Source organism: Streptomyces alfalfae (assembly GCF_004127445.1).
Classification (GTDB): domain Bacteria; phylum Actinomycetota; class Actinomycetes; order Streptomycetales; family Streptomycetaceae; genus Streptomyces; species Streptomyces alfalfae.
In genome coordinates this window covers 107,597-123,771 of sequence record NZ_QEXM01000045.1, presented here as the reverse complement: position 1 = coordinate 123,771, position 16,175 = coordinate 107,597, and the positions used below count along the sequence as shown (strand labels likewise).

Here is a 16,175-nt window from a genome sequence, read left to right as displayed (position 1 = left end):
AATTGCGGGGCCGGTCGGGAAGTGGCCTGTTCTGTATGCCGCAACACACCGCAGCACCACCCCGCTCTCAGTCCTCAGCCCTGGGGAGACCTCCATGCCTCGTCCGCGGTTCCTCTCCGGCGCCGTCACGGTCGCCGCCACATCCCTCCTGGCCTCCGCCTGCACCACCGGCCCGGCCGGAGGCCCCTCATCGAGCGGAGACGAGAGCGGGGGCACCGTCAAGATCGGTTTCACCTCCGACGTCACGTCGTTCGACCCGGCGAAGGGCGCGAGCGCGACGGACTACGTCATCACGTCGCTGCTGTACCAGCCGCTGATCGGACAGGACGACGGCGGTACCTTCGTCCCCGGTCTCGCCGACACCTGGACGTCCACGCCGACGAAGACCACTCTGACCCTGAAGAAGGGGCTGACCTGCTCCGACGGATCGGCACTCACCGCCTCGCAGGTCGTCGCGTCCCTGAAGCGCTACCGTGCGACCTCGGCCGGTGCCCTGCTCACCTTCGGCGCGGCGAACGCGGGAGACAGGACCACGATCACCGGCGACGACGAAACCGGCACCGTCACCGTCACCACCGCTTCCCCGTGGGGTGAGGTCCTCGCCGGCCTGTCCGGCACCGGCGCAGGGATCGTCTGCGAGGCCGGCCTCGACGCGGGCGCCGCCGCGCTCGCTCAGGGCGCCGTCAAGGGCGCGGCCACCGGACCCTACGAGATGGCGACGGCGCAGCGCGGGGCCTCGTACGAGCTGCGGCTGCGCAAGGGCTTCGAGGCGTATCCGCGGTTCGCCTCGATGCCCGCGGGGAAGCCGGCCGACCGCCTGCGCTTCCAGATCTCGAAGAACGAGTCGACCCTCGCCAACCAGCTCCAGACCGGCGCACTCGACCTGGCCCCCCTCACGGGCACGGACGCCACGCGGTTCACGGGCAACGACACGTTCACGGTCAGGTCCACGCCGCTCATCCGCAACCACATCGGATTCAACCAGCGTCCTGGGCGCCCGGGCGCCGACCCGAAGGTCCGCAAGGCGATCGCGCAGGCGGTCGACGTGGACGCGTACAACAACGTCTTCGGCGGCACCGGACGGCCCCTCATCTCGTACGTCGATGACAAGGCGGCCTGCGTCTCCACCGACGACTCCCTGGTGACCAGGACGGACACGGCTGCGGCGAAGCAGGTCCTGAAGGGCGTCCCGATCAGACTGGAGGGCTCCAACGCGGTCGCCGGCGGCGCCGGCAACTCCTACGTCGCCGAGGCCCTGCGCGCCGCCGGCGCCGAGGTGAAGCTGACCAACGCCGACAACGCCACCTGGGCCACCGACGTCACCGCCAACCGGGGCGACTGGGACGTCACCGTCTTCCCGCTGATCACCGGCACCCTCGCGCGCGGCGGCACCTATTTCCTTGGTCCGGAACCGGCCGAGGGCGGTCTCAACTACGGCGCGGTGAAGAACGCGGCGTACGCGGAGAACTATGTCGCCGCCACCTCCACCACGGACCGCAATGCCAAGTGCGCCGCCTGGCAGAAGGCCCAGGAGGCGCTGCTCGAAGCCAACGACGTGATCCCGCTGGCCACGGTCGACGTGCACTACGTCACCCGCAAGGCCATCTCCTTCGCGACACCCAGCGGCTCCCTGACCCTCTCCACGCTCCGGATCACCGGCTGATGGCGGCGACAACGGCCCGGCGGACGACCGCGGAGACCGGGTGGTCGACACCGCTCGGCCCCTGGGGCACCCTTCTCGTCCGGCGTCTTGCCGGGCTCATCGCCGTCGCGATCACGCTCGTCGCCGGCACGTTCCTGATGGTGCAGCTCATCCCCGGCGACCCGGCGCGCGTGGTCGCCGGCGCCGAAGCGACGCCCGTCGACGTGGAGCGGGCCCGTCACGACCTCGGCCTCGACCAGCCGCTGCTGACACGCTTCGGCACGTACACGGGTGGTCTCCTCCGGGGCCACATGGGTACTTCCTTCCAGACGCAGGAGCCCGTCGCCGAGATCATCGGCGACCGCCTGCCTTTCACCACCGAGATCGCACTCCTCTCCGTCCTGGTGGTACTGGTGCTCGCCGTGCCGATCGGACTCGCCGTCGCGGCACGCGGCAGCCGCCGCACCGACGGTTCGTTCACCTTCGTCACCGGAACGGTCGGTGCCACACCCGAGTACATCATCGGCACCCTCCTCGTCCTCGGCTTCGCCATCGAGCTGGGCTGGCTCCCGGCGGCGGGTGCCGAGACCGTCTCGTCGATGGTGCTCCCGGTCGCCGCCCTGGTGCTGCCGGCCACCTGCGTCATGGCCCGCATCGTGCGCAGGGAGGCCGAACACGTCCTCGCCCAGGACTACATGCGCACCGCGCGAGGCCGCCGCCTGCCTCCCCTGCGCCTGTACGCACGTCACGCCCTGCCCAATCTGCTGACCGCCACGCTCACCCTCGGCGGGCTGATCCTCGCCGGGCTGCTCGGCGGCACGGTCGTCGTCGAGTCCGTCTTCGCCTGGCCGGGCATCGGCCAACGCGTCGTCGAGGCGCTCCTCGTCCGCGACTATCCCGTCATCCAGGGCTGCGTCCTGATCCTGGGGCTGCTCGCCGCCCTGCTCAACCTGCTCGTCGACGTCGTACTCGCGCTGCTCGACCCCCGCACCCTGGCCGGAAAGGGAGGTCACTGATGCGACGCATACGGTGGAACACGCCCCTGGTCACAGCCCTCACCGGCCTCGGACTGATCACCCTCCTCGGCATCGTCGCGCCGTTTCTCGCGGAGGAGGAGGCGACCGCGCTGAGCGGCGCCGCTCGCGCGCACGCGAGTTCCGAGCACTGGCTGGGCACCGACGCGCTCGGCCGCGACGTGCTGGCCCGGACCCTGGTCGCCACCCGCCTCACCTTGGAGATGACCCTCGCCGCGACCGCGATCGCCGCGGTCACCGGCATCCTGCTCGGCGCCGGCGTCTGGGTGTCCGGCAGGCGTGTCCGCGAGCTGGGCCTGCGCCTGATCGACGTGATGATCTCCTATCCGGCGCTCATTCTGGCGCTGGTGATCGCCACCGTCCTCGGCACCGGTCCCACCGCCTCCGTCCTGGCGATAGGCCTGGGCGGTGCCCCCGCCTTCGCCCGGCTCACGGCGAACATGGCGGCCTCCGTGGCACAGCGCGACTTCGTGACGCAGGCGCGACTGATGGGCGTACCGCCGTACCGCGTGCTCGTCCGGCACCTCCTGCCGAACGTCGCGGGGCCGCTGCTGGTACTCCTGTCGGTGGCCTTCGCGAACGTGCTCGTCGCACTGTCCGGCCTCTCCTTCCTGGGGGTCGGCGTGCAGACGCCGGACTACGACTGGGGCTCGCTCCTCAACTCCGGCCTGGCGTCCCTCCACACCAACCCCGCCGAGGCGATCGGCCCGGCGGTGGCCATCACCGTCACCGGAGTCCTCGCGGGCTTCGTCGGCGATGGTCTCGCCGCAGCGCTCGACCCCCGGGCGGGGAGGGCGAAGGTCGCAGCGGCTCGTCCCGTCGTCACCGCGCCCTCGCACCGGGCCCCCGGGGAAGCCCTGGTGACGGTGGACGGCCTGGCCGTCGTCCTGCCGGACGGTACCCGTCTCGTCGACGACGTCTCCTTCCACGTCATGCCCGGCGAAATCGTCGGCCTCGTGGGCGAGTCCGGCTCCGGCAAGTCGTTGACGGCGATGAGCGTGGCCCGGCTCCTGCCGGAGGGGCTGGCCGCCCACGCGGCGGAACTGACCCTGGACGACCTCGATCTGGCCGCCCCCGGAACCGACCCCAAGCGTCTGGCGACCGAGATCGGCGTCGTCTTCCAGGACCCGTCGTCCTCCTTCAATCCCGCGCTGCGGATGAGCGGTCAGCTCTCCGAAACACTCCGCGTGCACCAAGGCGTGCGCGGGGCCGAGGCGGACCGGCGGGCGATCGAGGCGCTGGAGCGGGTACGGATCAAGGAACCCGCCCGGGTCATGAAGCAGTATCCGCACGAGCTGTCCGGCGGCATGCGGCAGCGCGCGATGATCGCCTCCGCCCTCCTGCCCGGGCCGCGGCTGATCGTCGCCGACGAACCGACCACCGCCCTCGACGTGACCGTCCAGGCCGAGGTCCTCGACGTCCTGAAGGACATCAACCGTCGGCGCGGTACGAGCGTGCTCCTCATCTCCCACGACATCGGTGTCGTGGGCACGGTGTGCCACCGGATCGTGGTGATGTACGCGGGACGGGTCGTCGAGGAGCTCTCCGCGGCCGACCTGCGGGCGGGCCGCGTCCGGCATCCGTACACGCGGGCCCTGCTGGCTGCGAGCCCGCGGCTGCGGGACACCGGCACGGGGGACCGCGCACCGCTCGCCACGATCCCGGGCCGTCCGCCGGCGCCCGCCGCCAGGCCGTCCGGCTGCGCCTTCGCCGCCAGGTGTCCCGTGGTGCTCGACACGATCTGCGCGACCGAACGACCGCGTCTGATCGACGACGTGGCCTGCCATGCCGTACGCCAGGAGGTACAGGCCGAATGATCTCATCCCCTCATAAGCTGGCCGTCGAGGAACTGACCGTCGCCTTCGGCCACGGCAGGCGCGCGAGAACGGTGCTGCGCGGCGTGTCCACCGGGGTCCGGGCCGGGCAGACCCTCGGCCTGGTCGGCGAGTCCGGCTCCGGGAAGTCGACGATCGCCAAGGCGATCGTCGGCGTCCACCCGGCCCGGGCGGGCCGGATCCTCCTCGACGGCGAGGACCTCACCGGTCTCAGGCGGAGGGAGCTCGGCGCGGTGCGCCGTCGTGTGCAGCTCGTCTCCCAGGACCCGTACGCCTCACTCAACCCGTGCATGACGGCCGGTGAGGCCATCGCCGAGGCCGTCGACCCCGTGCGGGCCGACGCCAGGAAGCACGCGGTGACGGTTGAACGGTGGCTGGAGACCGTTGCGCTGGACGGCTCCGCGGCCGGGAGGTACCCGCACGAGTTCTCCGGTGGCCAGCGCCAGCGCATCGCGGTGGCCCGCGCTCTCGCCGTGGGGCCGGAGGTCCTGGTCGCCGACGAGATCACCTCGGCGCTGGACGCCTCCGTACAGGCCGAGGTGCTCAACCTCCTGGAGGAACTGCGGCGTTCCCTGACCCTCACGATGGTCTTCATATCCCATGATCTGGCCGTCGTCCGCCACGTCAGTGACGAGGTCGCTGTCCTGTGTCAGGGCGAACTGGTGGAGCAGGGCCCGGTGCGGGACGTCTACCGGTCCCCGCGACACCCCTATACGCGCCGTCTCCTGGCGAGCGTGCCGACATTCGACAAGAAGGAGGAAGCGGCATGAGCGAACCGACCGCCGTCGCCCGCCTCACACAGGAGATCACCGCCGACCTGCGGCCCGCCCCCTTGGAGGACTTCTACCAGGATCTCCACCGCCACCCGGAGCTCGCCTTCCAGGAGCATCGCACAGCCGCGAAACTCGCCTCGAGGCTGCGCGCGGCCGGCTACGCCGTGACGGAAGGCGTCGGCGGCACCGGAGTGGTCGGCGTCCTCGCCCATGGTGACGGCCCGACCGTGTGGCTGCGCGGAGACATGGACGCACTGCCGGTGCGGGAGGCCACCGGCCTCGAGTACGCCTCCACCGTCGACGGCGTGATGCATGCCTGCGGCCACGATCTGCACGTCACGTGGCTCGCGGGAGCCGCGGACACGCTGGCCGCGGCCCGCGGTGCATGGTCGGGCACACTCGTCGTCGTCGGGCAGCCCGCCGAGGAGTCCGGCGGCGGGGCGGTGGCCATGGTCGCCGACGGGCTGCACACCCGCTTCCCTCCTCCCGACGTGGTGCTGGGCCAGCACGTCGCGCCCGGCCTCGCCGGTTTCTATCCGCACACGCCGGGTCTCACCATGTCGGCCTCCGACGACATCGACGTCGTCGTGCACGGCGTCGGCGGTCACGGTTCTCGTCCCGAGTCGACGACCGACCCGGTGGTGACGGCCGCCTACATCGTCACGCGCCTGCAGACCGTGGTGTCCCGCGAGGTGGCGGCGGCACACTCGGTGGTCCTGACGGTGGGACAGTTCCATGCCGGTACGAAGCACAACATCATCCCCGCCGAGGCCCGGCTCTCCCTGAACCTGCGTACTCAGGACGCCCATGTGCGGGACCGCGTCATCGGAGCCGTCCGCCGCATCGTCACGGGCGAGTGCCGGACCGCCGGCTGCCCGGCCCCACCGGAGGTCACGGTCCGGTCCGGGTACCCGAACACCGTCAACGACGCCGTCCTCGACGGCGAGATCGCCGGCGTGCACCGCGAGCTGTTCGGGGCGGACACGGTGTTCGACTTCGGCCCGGCGATGGGCAGCGAGGACTTCTCCCTCCTCGCGCCCGAGGGCGTGCCCTACGACTACTGGTACGTGACGTCGACCCCACCCACGGTGTGGGGGGCGGCCCCCGGAACGGACCGGGCCGAGAAGTTCGGCAATGTACCGGGAAACCACAGCCCCCTGTTCGCCCCCGACCCGTCGGTCCTCGTCCCCGGCGTCCGAACGCTGGTGTCGGCGGCCCTGAGCCGGCTGGCGTGAGCGGCCTGGCGACGACCGAGGCCGACCTCGACAGCATCGACGAGACCGGCCCGGCCGACGCGGTCACCGGAACTCGTCGTGCCGCGGCCCTCACGGCGTTGCGGGACCGATAGCACGGCCCGACGCCGTCTGCACGCACGTGCCGGACGTGGGTCTCGGGCGGATCAGGCGGCCAAGAGATCGGCCGCTGGAGGCTGTCCACGTGAACACCAGCACCGACGAGCCCACCATGGTCACGCTTGGGGCCGGACTGCCCGCTCGCCGCCGTCTGGTCTTCGTCCCCCCGCACGGCGAGTTCTCGGGGCCGGGCCACGTCCCGGGCTCATGCCCGTGTACTCATCGACCCGCCTGTTGGAACGCTCTCCCGCGGGCACTGTGGCGGCCGTGGTGGAATAAGGGAGTCGGCACCCCACCCGGAACGGGCCTTGCAGCTCTCTGGTCGGGCCTCGGCGGCCATCTTGCATCAGGGAGTCGGCGTGAGCGGAATCGAACCGGGCAGCGACGGCAGGCCGACGAGCCTTTCCGCGGGGGCTGCCGATGGCAGGGCGGTGAGCCTGGCAGGGGTGCTGGCGGCGGCGGAGGCCGCCGCACCAGTGGAGTCTCTTGACGTGGTCGCGCGGATGCTCAGTGAGCACCTCGGGGCTGTGTCGGTGTCGTTCCTGATCACCGATTTCACCGGTGGTTCGGTCGTTCGGCTGGGGGCCGCGGGAAGCGTCGAGACCGACGAGCCCGCCCGGCGCATCACGCTGCGGGGCACCCTGTACGACGACGTGATCCGCACCCAGCAGCCGCGCGTGGAAGATACGGGTGAGAACGGGCGGGTGCGCGTGGTCGCCCCGGTGACCAACCGCGGCGATGCCATGGGACTTCTCGAATTGTTCCTGCCCGCGGCACCAAGCGTCGAGGTGATGCGGGAGATCGGCGAAAGCGCGCACGCCCTGGCCTACATCGTCATCGCGAACCGGTCCTTCACCGACGTCTATCAGTGGGGTCGCCGCACCACTCCGCTGAGCCTGGCGGCGGAGATTCAGCATCGGCTGCTGCCGGCGTCGCTGGCGTGCGAGGCGGCGCAATTCGCGGTTGCCGGGGCACTGGAACCGGCCGACCACGTCGGAGGGGACACCTTCGACTACACGATCGACCGGGACGCGGTCCAGCTCTCCGTCACCGACGCCATGGGCCACGACGTCGGCGCAGCGCTCCTGGCCACCCTCGTCGTGGGTGCTCTGCGCCGGGCCCGGCGAGCGGGCGCCGACCTTGCCGAGCAGGCCCGCCAGGCCGACCGGGCCATGCGTGAACACAGCCAGAGCTACGTCACCGGACAAATGCTGCGCATCAGCCTGGTCGATGGCGGGACGGAGTTCATCAACGCCGGGCACCCCTGGCCGTTGGTGGTACGCGATGGCAAGGTACGGGAGATCACTCCGCAGATCGATCTGCCGTTCGGCTTCCAGGTGCCCCATACCTACCGGGTGCAGGCGCTGAATCTGCGGCCGGGCGACCGGCTGGTGATGCTGACGGACGGCATGCTGGAACGCAGAGCCGGCAGCGTCGATCTGCGGGCACTGATCGTCCGTACCCGTGCCCTGCATCCTCGCGAAGCCACCCGCACCCTCGTCGCGGCAGTCGTCGACGCCAACCAGGGGCACCTGGAGGACGACGCGACTGTCATGTGCCTGGACTGGCAAGGCGTGGACAAAACCGGGCGGGACGCCGACACGGGCGCCGACCTCACCGATGCCTCTTCCCCGTCATGGGCACGACGGACTGCTCCCGGGGGATGAACCTGAGTGTCGTCCGCAGTCGGTGTGCGGGCGACACGGACCGCTGCGTCGACGGCTACGGGCACACAGCCGTGCGCGGGGCCCTCGGGCGGACGACCGCGATGCCGGTCGATGCTGATCAGCGTGTCCCCACATGCGTCGCTGCGTGCCGGCCTCACGGCAGGGGAGCCGTTCGCGCGCACCCGCGTCATAGGGATCTGCCGCCCGCGAGCGTCCCCCAGGCCATCCCGTCCCCTCCCCCGTGTCCGTGGCTGAGGCGTCGGTGCCGGGGTCCACGTGGATCGATTCGAGCATGCCGATCCCGCACCTCGGGTCCGTGCGCCGGTGGGCGGACGATCAGTCCCGCCTGGGCTCCTGGCCGACGTGTCCGGTCCACCGGCTGGACTCCAGCCACGAACGGGCGGGCTCTGCCGCGCGGGTGGTGTCCACGGTGAGTTCGAGACGGGTCCCGCCCCCGCCGTCCGCCGGATAACTGCGCTGTTCGGTGGCGGTGAAGCAACGACGGAGGACTTCCGCCACCCGCCGTGCGGCTTCGGGCGACGCGGCGACGACGTGCACCTCGGCACATCCGACCGAGGGTGCTTCCTGGGACTCCATGGAGACCTCACTGTGCGACTGGTTGCGATAGGGACCGGAGCGCCGATCACTCTAGTCACCCGCATCACCCGACCCGGCCCCCGACGCGGCTGCTCGGACCGGGTGGTCCGGGAACAAGGCGCGGGGAGGCTCCCGGAGGGCCGGGGAGGGTGCCGCCGACCGTATCCCTCCGGGGGTACGGGGAGTACGGTGGGGAGTACCGAGAATCTCTGGGGCACCGGCATCCGTACCTGTGTCGTTTTCGGCGATCGAATACGCCGGGCCGGTTGCGACGGGTCCGGGGCAGGGTCCGCGTCATGACTGTGACCATCTCCCGCCCGACGACATCAGAAGGCCGGCCGACCTCATCACGTCCGCGTCTTGCTCTCGCCCCAGTCGGCTCCGCGCCGGCGCTGCTGGACGGCGCCTGGTGGCCGCGCTCGCGTGACCTCCACGCCGAACTGCCCGCGCTGGCGGCCGTGCTCGATCCGCTGTGGGGGCGGATCACCCGGATCACGGTGAACCCCGCCCAGTGGCCGGTCGTACCGCGCAAGGTCCCTGTCACCGGGCACGTGGTGAAGGTGGGTTGGTTCCGGGCCGAGCAGGACCCGCACGAGCTGCTGCTGCTCTCGTACCATGTGGGACGCTGGAACCTGCTGGTCGTTCCCCCGGGGACGGAGCCCGCTCGGGCGGCGTGGCTGATGGCCGCCGCGAGCGACCGGCGGCGCAGCGACTCCGCGAGCCGGCTGATGGCGAACGCCCCACGGCCGGCCACCGACGACGACCGGGTCAGGGCAGCGGCCCGGGAGTCCGGAGGCGCACGCGAGGCCTCGGCTCCGGCTGCTCGCGCACCGGGCCGAACGGTCGCCGCCGCGCCGGTGGACCGGTCGAGGAGAGTGCCGGGGCCGTGGGTGTCCTCGTGCCGGTGATCGCGCTTCCGGCGGTCGCGGACGCGTTCCGCGTCCATCGGCACGAACCCGGGAACACCGCGACCGTGGTGCCGCCTCCGCTACGGCCCTTCCGGGGACCGCTGTCCGCTTCCGGCGCAGACGCCCTGGTACGGGGCGGGCGCCGGGCCGTCGGGACGTGCGGCGGCGGGGCACGCCGGAACCACCGCAACGGCGGAGGTGGGCTGCTGCGTCCGCGACGGCTCACCCACCAGAGGCCGGTGCGGGACGCCAAGGTCCGTCAGCGGGTGTGAGCGCACGTACCCAGCCGTGACGGCGGCCGGTCCTCTCTGCCGCGCGGCATCTTCGAACGGATTCTTCAGATCGAGGAGCCATGCCCCCTCCACTGCCGGACGTCCCCCGTCGGAACCGTGACCCGCACGCTCTGATCGCCCTCTCCGGGGAGATCGACCTGACCACGATCCCGCAGGTGCGCGGCGTTCTCGTCCAGTGTCTCGGCGACCACACCCGCACTGTCGACGTCGACCTCTCCGCAGTCACCTTCTGTGACGTCAGCGGGCTCAACCTCTTGCTGGAGTTGGCGCAGCTCACCGGGCGTTCGGGAGCACTCATGCGCCTGCACCGCCCTCCGCGCTCCCTGCTGCGTATGAGCGAGATCACCGGCTCCGGTTTCCTGCTCCACTTCGTCCGCCCCGGTCCGAGGCCGCCGTACGACGCCCCGGCCGTCGCGGAGCGGATGCTGTGAGCTGACCGCTCGATGGCGAGCAGGTGCGGTCGCCCGGGAGTTCCTAGGTGGGGGCGGGATCGTGCCGGAGGGGGGCTCCTGCCTGATGGAGGCTGGTGAGCGCCTGTCGGTAGGAGGCGATCAGGCCGGCCTCCAGGTATTCCACGCCCAGTTCCTCGCAGTAGCGTCGCACGAGGATCCGTGCCTTGCGCAGGTTCGGGCTGGGCATGCTGGGGAAGAGGTGGTGTTCGATCTGGTGGTTCAGGCCGCCCAGGGCGATGTCGGTCAACCACCCGCCGTTCACGTTGCGCGAGGTGAGTACTTGGCGGCGGAGGTAGTCCGGGCGGTCGTCGCCCTTCAGGATCGGCATGCCCTTGTGGTTGGGCGCGAAGAGGGAGCCTAGGTAGAGGCCGAACAAGCCCTGGTGGACGGCGAGGAAGGCGATCGCCATGCCGGGCGGCAGGACCCAGAAGAGGGCGGTCAGGTACGCCACGCAGTGCGCGGACAACAGCGTGCCGTCGAGGGCACGGTGCTTGAGCGAGCGGTCGGCGACCGCCCTCCCGCTCGATACGTGCAGGTTGAGGCCCTCCAGCGTGAGGAGGGGAAAGAACAGGAACGCCTGCCAGCGGCCGAGCACGCGGGGGAGCCCGGTGGCGGCGCGGGCCTGGTCCTGGGACCAGACCAGCAGGTCGGGGGCGACGTCGGGGTCGAGGTCCTCGTTGTTGGGGTTGGCGTGGTGACGGGTGTGCTTGTCCTGCCACCAGCCGTACCCCATCCCGATGCCCGTAGCGGCGATCCGTCCGGTCACTTCGCTGGCCCGGCGTCGGCGGAACACCTGGCGGTGGGCCACGTCATGGGCGAGCAGGGCCACTTGTCCGAAGACGACGGCCAGGAAGGCGGCGACCGCCAACGTCCACCATGAGCGGCCGACGAGTGCGAAGGCGATCCCTCCGGCGGCGTAGAGCCCGGCCACCGCGATGGTCCGGAACGTGTAGTAGCCGGGGCGGCGCCCCAGCAGCCCGGCGTCCGCGATCTTCCTCGACAGCCGGGCGAAGTCGCTGCCGGAACTCCCGGAGCGCGGAGTGCGGACCGTGCCACTAGTCATGACAGTGCAACTCTCTGCTAGGCGGGCAGGCGGCTCGGGGCCGCCGCCCAGTGAGCTCCGGAGACGGCCGCGGATGCTGGCCGGAAAGGTGCCGCCTTCAGCGTTGGCCGGTCATGACGCTGCCCCTCGGAACCGACCGGGTTCCCAGCCGGGCAGGTCCCAGTCGGCCGGGGGCGGTATTTCCGCGGCTGTTTCCCTTGACCGCAGTGACGGGGCGTTGGGCGCAGGGTCCGGCTGTCCGCCTCGGGCGACGGGCCGGGGCCGTCCGGCGCGGAGGCGATGAGCGGCGGGCGGTCTTCCCCTGATGCCCGACCTGGCGAGTCAGGCTACGGCGGCGGGCCGACGGAGAGACGGTGGGGGCATGGCCGTGCGGTGCCCGCGGAATCCCCGTTGCGTGCCGGAGCCAGGCGCGATTCCGAGCAGATCCGCTCTGCCGAGACCGGCGCCTTCCAGGGGCAGGTCTCGGCGGTGCCGCTGGAGGGGGTCCCAAGGCAGGGATGAGCACGGACACGATCTTCAACCGGTACGGCGGACGGATCGGCCTCATCGAGGCCGCCATCGAGAAGGCCGTGGCGAGTGGGCTGTTCGCCGTCATCGACCCCGCTCGGACCATCGACGGCGGCGAGCGGATCGCGCACTGCCTCACCGCGGTCCGCGACCTCCACGCACTCGTCGTCGACAGCGCCCTCCCCCTCAAGCACGGCACGCGGCCGCCCCCGGGACGACTGCGACCGCCGCACCGTGTACCTCCTGGACGGAATCCGAGGACGCTCCTCGGGTCCCCGCGGACGCTGACAGCGCCTTCGCCCTGGAGGCGCGGCATGCGTCGGCTGCGCCATTGACGCCACCCGTGACCCCCGGAGTCGGGCCGGGCCGCAGCGCTCAGCAGAGGCGGCCGCGCGGCAGTTTCACCCCCGGCCCGCCGACGGAGCGACCGCCTGGGCGAGCAGGTCCAGGGCCGCCCGTGACGGAGAGGCCGGTTCGGTGACGGCCAGGACGATGTGGTGGTCCTCGTCCTGTGGGGGGCGCAGGCTCTGTTGGGTCACCGTGAGGGCGCCGACCAGGGGGTGGCGCATCTCGTGTGCCGCGGAGTCGCAGGGGCGGACCCCGTGGTCCGCCCACAGGGCCGCGAACTCCGGGCTCCTCATCGTCAGTTCGCCGACCAGCGAGGTGAGCAGCGGGTCGTCGGGGTGGCGGCCGGCCGTCATGCGGAGGTTCTCGACGACCGCCCTCGCCTTGGTCCGCCAGTCGGCGTACAGCGCGCGGGTGTGCGGGTCCAGGAAGATCAGGCGGGCCAGGTTGGGGCGGTCGCGGGGGTCCGACGGCGCGGTCGGGGCGATGTGGGAGGCGAACAGGGCGTGGCCCATCCGGTTCCAGGCAAGGACGTCACCGCGTCGCCCGCTGACCAGGGCGGGAACGTCGCCGACGGCCTCCAGGAGATTGATCGTCGCCGCGTCGACGTGTTCGGCGGGCGGGTGCGCGGCGGCCGTGCGCCGCTTCACGCCGCCCGCCAGGTCGTGGAGGTGGCGCTGCTCGGCCACGTCCAGGTGCAGCGCCCTGCCGATGGCGTCGAGGACCTCCGGTGACGCGCCCAAGGACTGGCCCTGTTCCAGGCGTGTGTAGTACGAGGCGCTCACGCCGGCCAGCAGCGCCAGTTCCTCCCGGCGCAGGCCCGGCACGCGGCGCCGGTCCCCGTGGTCCCGGAGCCCGACGTCCTCGGGGCGCAGCTGAGCACGCCGGGTCTGCAGGAAGTTCCCGAGTTCTCGCTGTCCGCTCATGTCGCCCAGTATGTGGGCCCCGCCCGCCCGGAGCCTGACCCGCCCAGGGATAGGCACGAGCCGGTCTGGCACGGCCGCCGCGACCCCGCTGACATGAGGGGCATGAGCGCCGAACCATTCCCCCCGGTACCCGCGACCGCGACTACCGGCACACTCGTATCCCGAGCCGCAGCCGCACCCGCACCCGCACCCGCACCCGCACCCGGAGCCGTACCCGCCCCCGATGCGCAGACGCACGAGAGCCCCGCCGTGGACACCATCACCCTGGGAAACGTCACCCTCACCCGCGTCCGGGAGTACTTCGGGCCCGTCGACATGACCCCCGAGACCTTCTTCCCCGACAGCCCCGCGGAGACCTGGGAAGAACAACGGGCCATGCTCGTGCCGGACTTCCTCGACGGCGGCTCCCGGATCGTCAACTCCGCGATCCAGACCTGGGTGCTGCGCAGCGAGGGGCGGACCATCCTCGTCGACACCGGCGTGGGCAACCACAAGGAGCGCCCGTACGCCCCCGTGTGGAACCGGATGGACACCGGGTTCCTCGACGGCCTCGCCCGCGCCGGGGTCCGGCCCGAGGACGTGGACATCGTGATCAACACCCATCTCCACGTCGACCACGTCGGCTGGAACACCCGCCTCGACGGGCGCGCCTGGGTCCCCACCTTTCCCCACGCCACCTACCTGATGCCGAAGGACGACTTCGACTTCTGGAACCCGGAGAACGGCCACGAGAGCGTGCTCGGCCGCGGCAACCAGAACGTGTTCGAGGACAGCGTCCTGCCGGTGCACCGGGCAGGCCGGACACTGCTGTGGGAGGGCGGCCACCAGATCGACGCCGGACTGCGACTGGAACCCGCCCCGGGGCACACCCCCGGCTCCTCCGTCCTCACCCTCATCTCCGGGACGGACCGCGCGGTCTTCGTCGGCGACCTGCTGCACAGCCCCGTGCAGATCCTCGAACCGGACTCCAACAGCTGCTTCTGCGAGGACCCCGCGCGGGCGCGCGCCACCCGCCGCGAGGTGCTGGGCCGGGCGGCGGACGACAACGCCCTCGTCATCCCCGCGCACCTGGGCGGCCACGGCGCCGCAGAGGTGACGCGCGACGGCAGCAGGTTCGCCGTGAAGGGCTGGGCGCCCTTCTCCCCGTACGCCGAACAGGGCTGAGACCCGCGGAAAGGCACTCCAGTGAAGCAGCACACCCGCGTCACCACCACGCGCGGAGCCGTCTGCGGTCTGCGCCGCGGTGGCATCGACACCTTCTTCGGCATCCCTTACGCCGCCCCGCCCCGCGGCGCCGGCCGGTTCGCCCCGCCGCTCCCGCACGAGCCCTGGGACGGCGTACGGGACGCCACCGCGCCGGGGCCCAACGCCCCGCAGCCCGCGCGCGGACTCGGCCGCGTCGACATGTCCCCCTACTTCGGCGAGGGTTGGAGCCGCGGCGACGACTACCTCACGGTCAACGTCTGGGCGCCCGCCGACGCGGGCGGCGGCGGTCTGCCCGTCATGGTGTTCGTCCACGGCGGCGGGTTCGTCGCGGGGTCGACGCGGTCCGCGCTGTACGACGGCTCCGCCTTCGCCCGCGACGGTGTCGTCCTCGTCACCCTCAACTACCGCCTGGGGATAGCCGGGTTCCTCGACATACCCGGTGCGCCCGCCAACCGAGGGCTGCTCGACGTCGTGGCCGCGCTGCGCTGGGTGCGGGACAACATCGCCGCCTTCGGCGGCGACCCGCACAACGTCACCCTCTTCGGCCAGTCGGCGGGAGCCACCGTCGTCGGGGGCGTCCTGGCCGCTCCCGAGGGAGCGGGGCTGTTCCGCCGGGCGATCGTCCAGAGCGGCAGCGGGCTCGGCGCGTTCACGACCGAGCAGGCCGCCCGCGTCACCGGAGCGGCGGCCCTGCACCTGGGCATCGAGCCGCACGTCGACGCCTTCGCGCGCATCCCGGACGACCGTCTGGTGGCGACGGCCTCCGCGCTCGCCGGCACGGACCTGCGGACGGCCGCGCACCGCGATCCGCTGCTCGGGCTCAGCCCCTTCAGCCTGGTCCTCGACACCCAGCCCGCCGAAGCCGTCGCCGCGGGCCTCGGCGCCGACGTCGACCTGCTCGTCGGGACCAACGCGGAGGAGGGGAACCTCTACCTCGTCCCCGTGGACGCCTACGCCACCTCGACCCGTGCGGACGTCGAAGCCGTCGCGGCACGTGCGCACCCCGATCCGGCACGGCTCGTGGACACGTACCGCGAGTCCCGGCCGCGGGCCACCCACGGAGAGCTGCGGTCCGCCATCATGGGCGACGCCCTGTTCGGCGCGGGCAGCCGGGCCCTCGCCGACGCGCACTCCGACGCCCTCGCCCACGCCGACCGGCCAGGGGGCGGCACCTACCGCTACGAGTTCGCGTGGCGCTCGCACGCCCTCGACGGGGAACTCGGCGCCACGCACACGGTGGAGCTGCCCTTCGTCTTCGATCTCACGCGGCTGCCCCGGTTGCACGGGTCCCACGCCCTGCTCGGCCCCGACCACCCGTCCGCCGGTCTCGCGACGCGCGTGCACGAGACGTGGACACGGTTCGCCGCGACGGGCGATCCCGGGTGGGACCGGTACGACTCCGGACGCCGGGCCACCATGCGGATCGGCGCCGACTGGACCCAGGTCGACGACCCCCGGGGCCGGGAACGCCGGGCATGGAACACGTCGGGCGGCAGTGAGTAGGCTGGCGCGGACAGGGGCCGGGGGAGAGTGAGTGGGGGACGTGTGTCGCAACTGCCGGGCGGCCCGTGTCGG

14 protein-coding genes are annotated in these 16,175 nt (G+C 72.0%); 11 read left to right on the top strand and 3 right to left on the bottom strand.

All coding sequences use genetic code 11. The features are described from left to right. Positions 1-94: 94 nt before the first annotated feature. The 6 genes from DCW30_RS27500 (at position 95) to DCW30_RS27470 (ending at position 8,303) form a co-directional block, all read left to right on the top strand. Positions 95-1,663: an ABC transporter substrate-binding protein gene (locus tag DCW30_RS27500; RefSeq protein WP_076684124.1), complete on the top strand. Its 1,569-nt coding sequence runs from the start codon at positions 95-97 to the stop codon at positions 1,661-1,663. Next, positions 1,663-2,658, top strand: coding sequence for an ABC transporter permease (locus DCW30_RS27495; RefSeq protein WP_076684123.1), 996 nt, complete (start codon positions 1,663-1,665; stop codon positions 2,656-2,658). Before DCW30_RS27500 ends, DCW30_RS27495 begins: the two co-directional genes overlap by 1 nt. Beyond that, the gene (locus DCW30_RS27490; protein WP_076684122.1) at positions 2,658-4,493 is read left to right on the top strand and encodes a dipeptide/oligopeptide/nickel ABC transporter permease/ATP-binding protein; all 1,836 of its coding nucleotides are present in this window, start codon (positions 2,658-2,660) and stop codon (positions 4,491-4,493) included. Before DCW30_RS27495 ends, DCW30_RS27490 begins: the two co-directional genes overlap by 1 nt. Then, entirely contained in the window at positions 4,490-5,281 is a 792-nt protein-coding gene (locus tag DCW30_RS27485; RefSeq protein WP_076684121.1) for an ABC transporter ATP-binding protein, read from the top strand. The genes DCW30_RS27490 and DCW30_RS27485 overlap by 4 nt, the downstream gene beginning before the upstream one ends. Beyond that, a complete protein-coding gene (locus DCW30_RS27480) occupies positions 5,278-6,519 on the top strand; it encodes an amidohydrolase (RefSeq protein WP_076684120.1) in 1,242 nt (413 codons plus the stop codon). The genes DCW30_RS27485 and DCW30_RS27480 overlap by 4 nt, the downstream gene beginning before the upstream one ends. 548 nt (positions 6,520-7,067) lie before the next feature. Beyond that, positions 7,068-8,303 (top strand): PP2C family protein-serine/threonine phosphatase, encoded by a 1,236-nt coding sequence (locus DCW30_RS27470; RefSeq protein ID WP_076684118.1) that lies wholly within the window; start codon positions 7,068-7,070, stop codon positions 8,301-8,303. 336 nt (positions 8,304-8,639) lie between these two features. Here DCW30_RS27470 and DCW30_RS27465 read toward each other — a convergent pair whose 3' ends face one another. Continuing rightward, positions 8,640-8,900 (bottom strand): hypothetical protein, encoded by a 261-nt coding sequence (locus tag DCW30_RS27465; protein WP_076684117.1) that lies wholly within the window; start codon positions 8,898-8,900, stop codon positions 8,640-8,642. A 296-nt stretch (positions 8,901-9,196) separates the two neighbouring features. On the opposite strand from DCW30_RS27465, the gene DCW30_RS27460 reads away from it, so the two are divergent. Continuing rightward, positions 9,197-9,808 (top strand): DUF5994 family protein, encoded by a 612-nt coding sequence (locus DCW30_RS27460; RefSeq protein WP_076684116.1) that lies wholly within the window; start codon positions 9,197-9,199, stop codon positions 9,806-9,808. A gap of 352 nt (positions 9,809-10,160) precedes the next feature. Then, entirely contained in the window at positions 10,161-10,532 is a 372-nt protein-coding gene (locus tag DCW30_RS27455) for an STAS domain-containing protein (RefSeq protein ID WP_076684114.1), read from the top strand. Between the two features lie 43 nt (positions 10,533-10,575). On the opposite strand, the gene DCW30_RS27450 is transcribed toward DCW30_RS27455, so the two are convergent. Continuing rightward, on the bottom strand, positions 10,576-11,616 hold the full coding sequence (locus tag DCW30_RS27450; protein WP_076684113.1) for a fatty acid desaturase family protein: 1,041 nt from the start codon (positions 11,614-11,616) through the stop codon (positions 10,576-10,578). A 497-nt stretch (positions 11,617-12,113) separates the two neighbouring features. On the opposite strand from DCW30_RS27450, the gene DCW30_RS27445 reads away from it, so the two are divergent. Beyond that, complete coding sequence (locus DCW30_RS27445; protein ID WP_232626862.1) at positions 12,114-12,458, top strand: hypothetical protein; 345 nt, start codon at positions 12,114-12,116, stop codon at positions 12,456-12,458. A 66-nt stretch (positions 12,459-12,524) separates the two neighbouring features. On the opposite strand, the gene DCW30_RS27440 is transcribed toward DCW30_RS27445, so the two are convergent. After that, positions 12,525-13,394: a helix-turn-helix domain-containing protein gene (locus tag DCW30_RS27440; protein WP_076684112.1), complete on the bottom strand. Its 870-nt coding sequence runs from the start codon at positions 13,392-13,394 to the stop codon at positions 12,525-12,527. A gap of 249 nt (positions 13,395-13,643) precedes the next feature. Between DCW30_RS27440 and DCW30_RS27435 the strand changes: the two genes are divergently transcribed. Together DCW30_RS27435 and DCW30_RS27430 are read left to right on the top strand one after the other, a co-directional pair. Then, a complete protein-coding gene (locus DCW30_RS27435) occupies positions 13,644-14,558 on the top strand; it encodes an MBL fold metallo-hydrolase (RefSeq protein ID WP_076684111.1) in 915 nt (304 codons plus the stop codon). A gap of 21 nt (positions 14,559-14,579) precedes the next feature. After that, positions 14,580-16,103 (top strand): carboxylesterase/lipase family protein, encoded by a 1,524-nt coding sequence (locus DCW30_RS27430; protein WP_076684110.1) that lies wholly within the window; start codon positions 14,580-14,582, stop codon positions 16,101-16,103. The last annotated feature ends 72 nt before the right edge of the window (positions 16,104-16,175 follow it).

Bases quoted from the DNA above. Each gene is read 5' to 3' on its own strand.
- DCW30_RS27500 (WP_076684124.1), top strand. From the start codon at position 95: ATGCCTCGTCCGCGGTTCCTCTCCGGCGCCGTCACGGTCGCCGCCACA.
- DCW30_RS27495 (WP_076684123.1), top strand. From the start codon at position 1,663: ATGGCGGCGACAACGGCCCGGCGGACGACCGCGGAGACCGGGTGGTCG.
- DCW30_RS27490 (WP_076684122.1), top strand. From the start codon at position 2,658: ATGCGACGCATACGGTGGAACACGCCCCTGGTCACAGCCCTCACCGGC.
- DCW30_RS27485 (WP_076684121.1), top strand. From the start codon at position 4,490: ATGATCTCATCCCCTCATAAGCTGGCCGTCGAGGAACTGACCGTCGCC.
- DCW30_RS27480 (WP_076684120.1), top strand. From the start codon at position 5,278: ATGAGCGAACCGACCGCCGTCGCCCGCCTCACACAGGAGATCACCGCC.
- DCW30_RS27465 (WP_076684117.1), bottom strand. From the start codon at position 8,900: ATGGAGTCCCAGGAAGCACCCTCGGTCGGATGTGCCGAGGTGCACGTC.
- DCW30_RS27460 (WP_076684116.1), top strand. From the start codon at position 9,197: ATGACTGTGACCATCTCCCGCCCGACGACATCAGAAGGCCGGCCGACC.
- DCW30_RS27455 (WP_076684114.1), top strand. From the start codon at position 10,161: ATGCCCCCTCCACTGCCGGACGTCCCCCGTCGGAACCGTGACCCGCAC.
- DCW30_RS27450 (WP_076684113.1), bottom strand. From the start codon at position 11,616: ATGACTAGTGGCACGGTCCGCACTCCGCGCTCCGGGAGTTCCGGCAGC.
- DCW30_RS27445 (WP_232626862.1), top strand. From the start codon at position 12,114: ATGAGCACGGACACGATCTTCAACCGGTACGGCGGACGGATCGGCCTC.
- DCW30_RS27440 (WP_076684112.1), bottom strand. From the start codon at position 13,394: ATGAGCGGACAGCGAGAACTCGGGAACTTCCTGCAGACCCGGCGTGCT.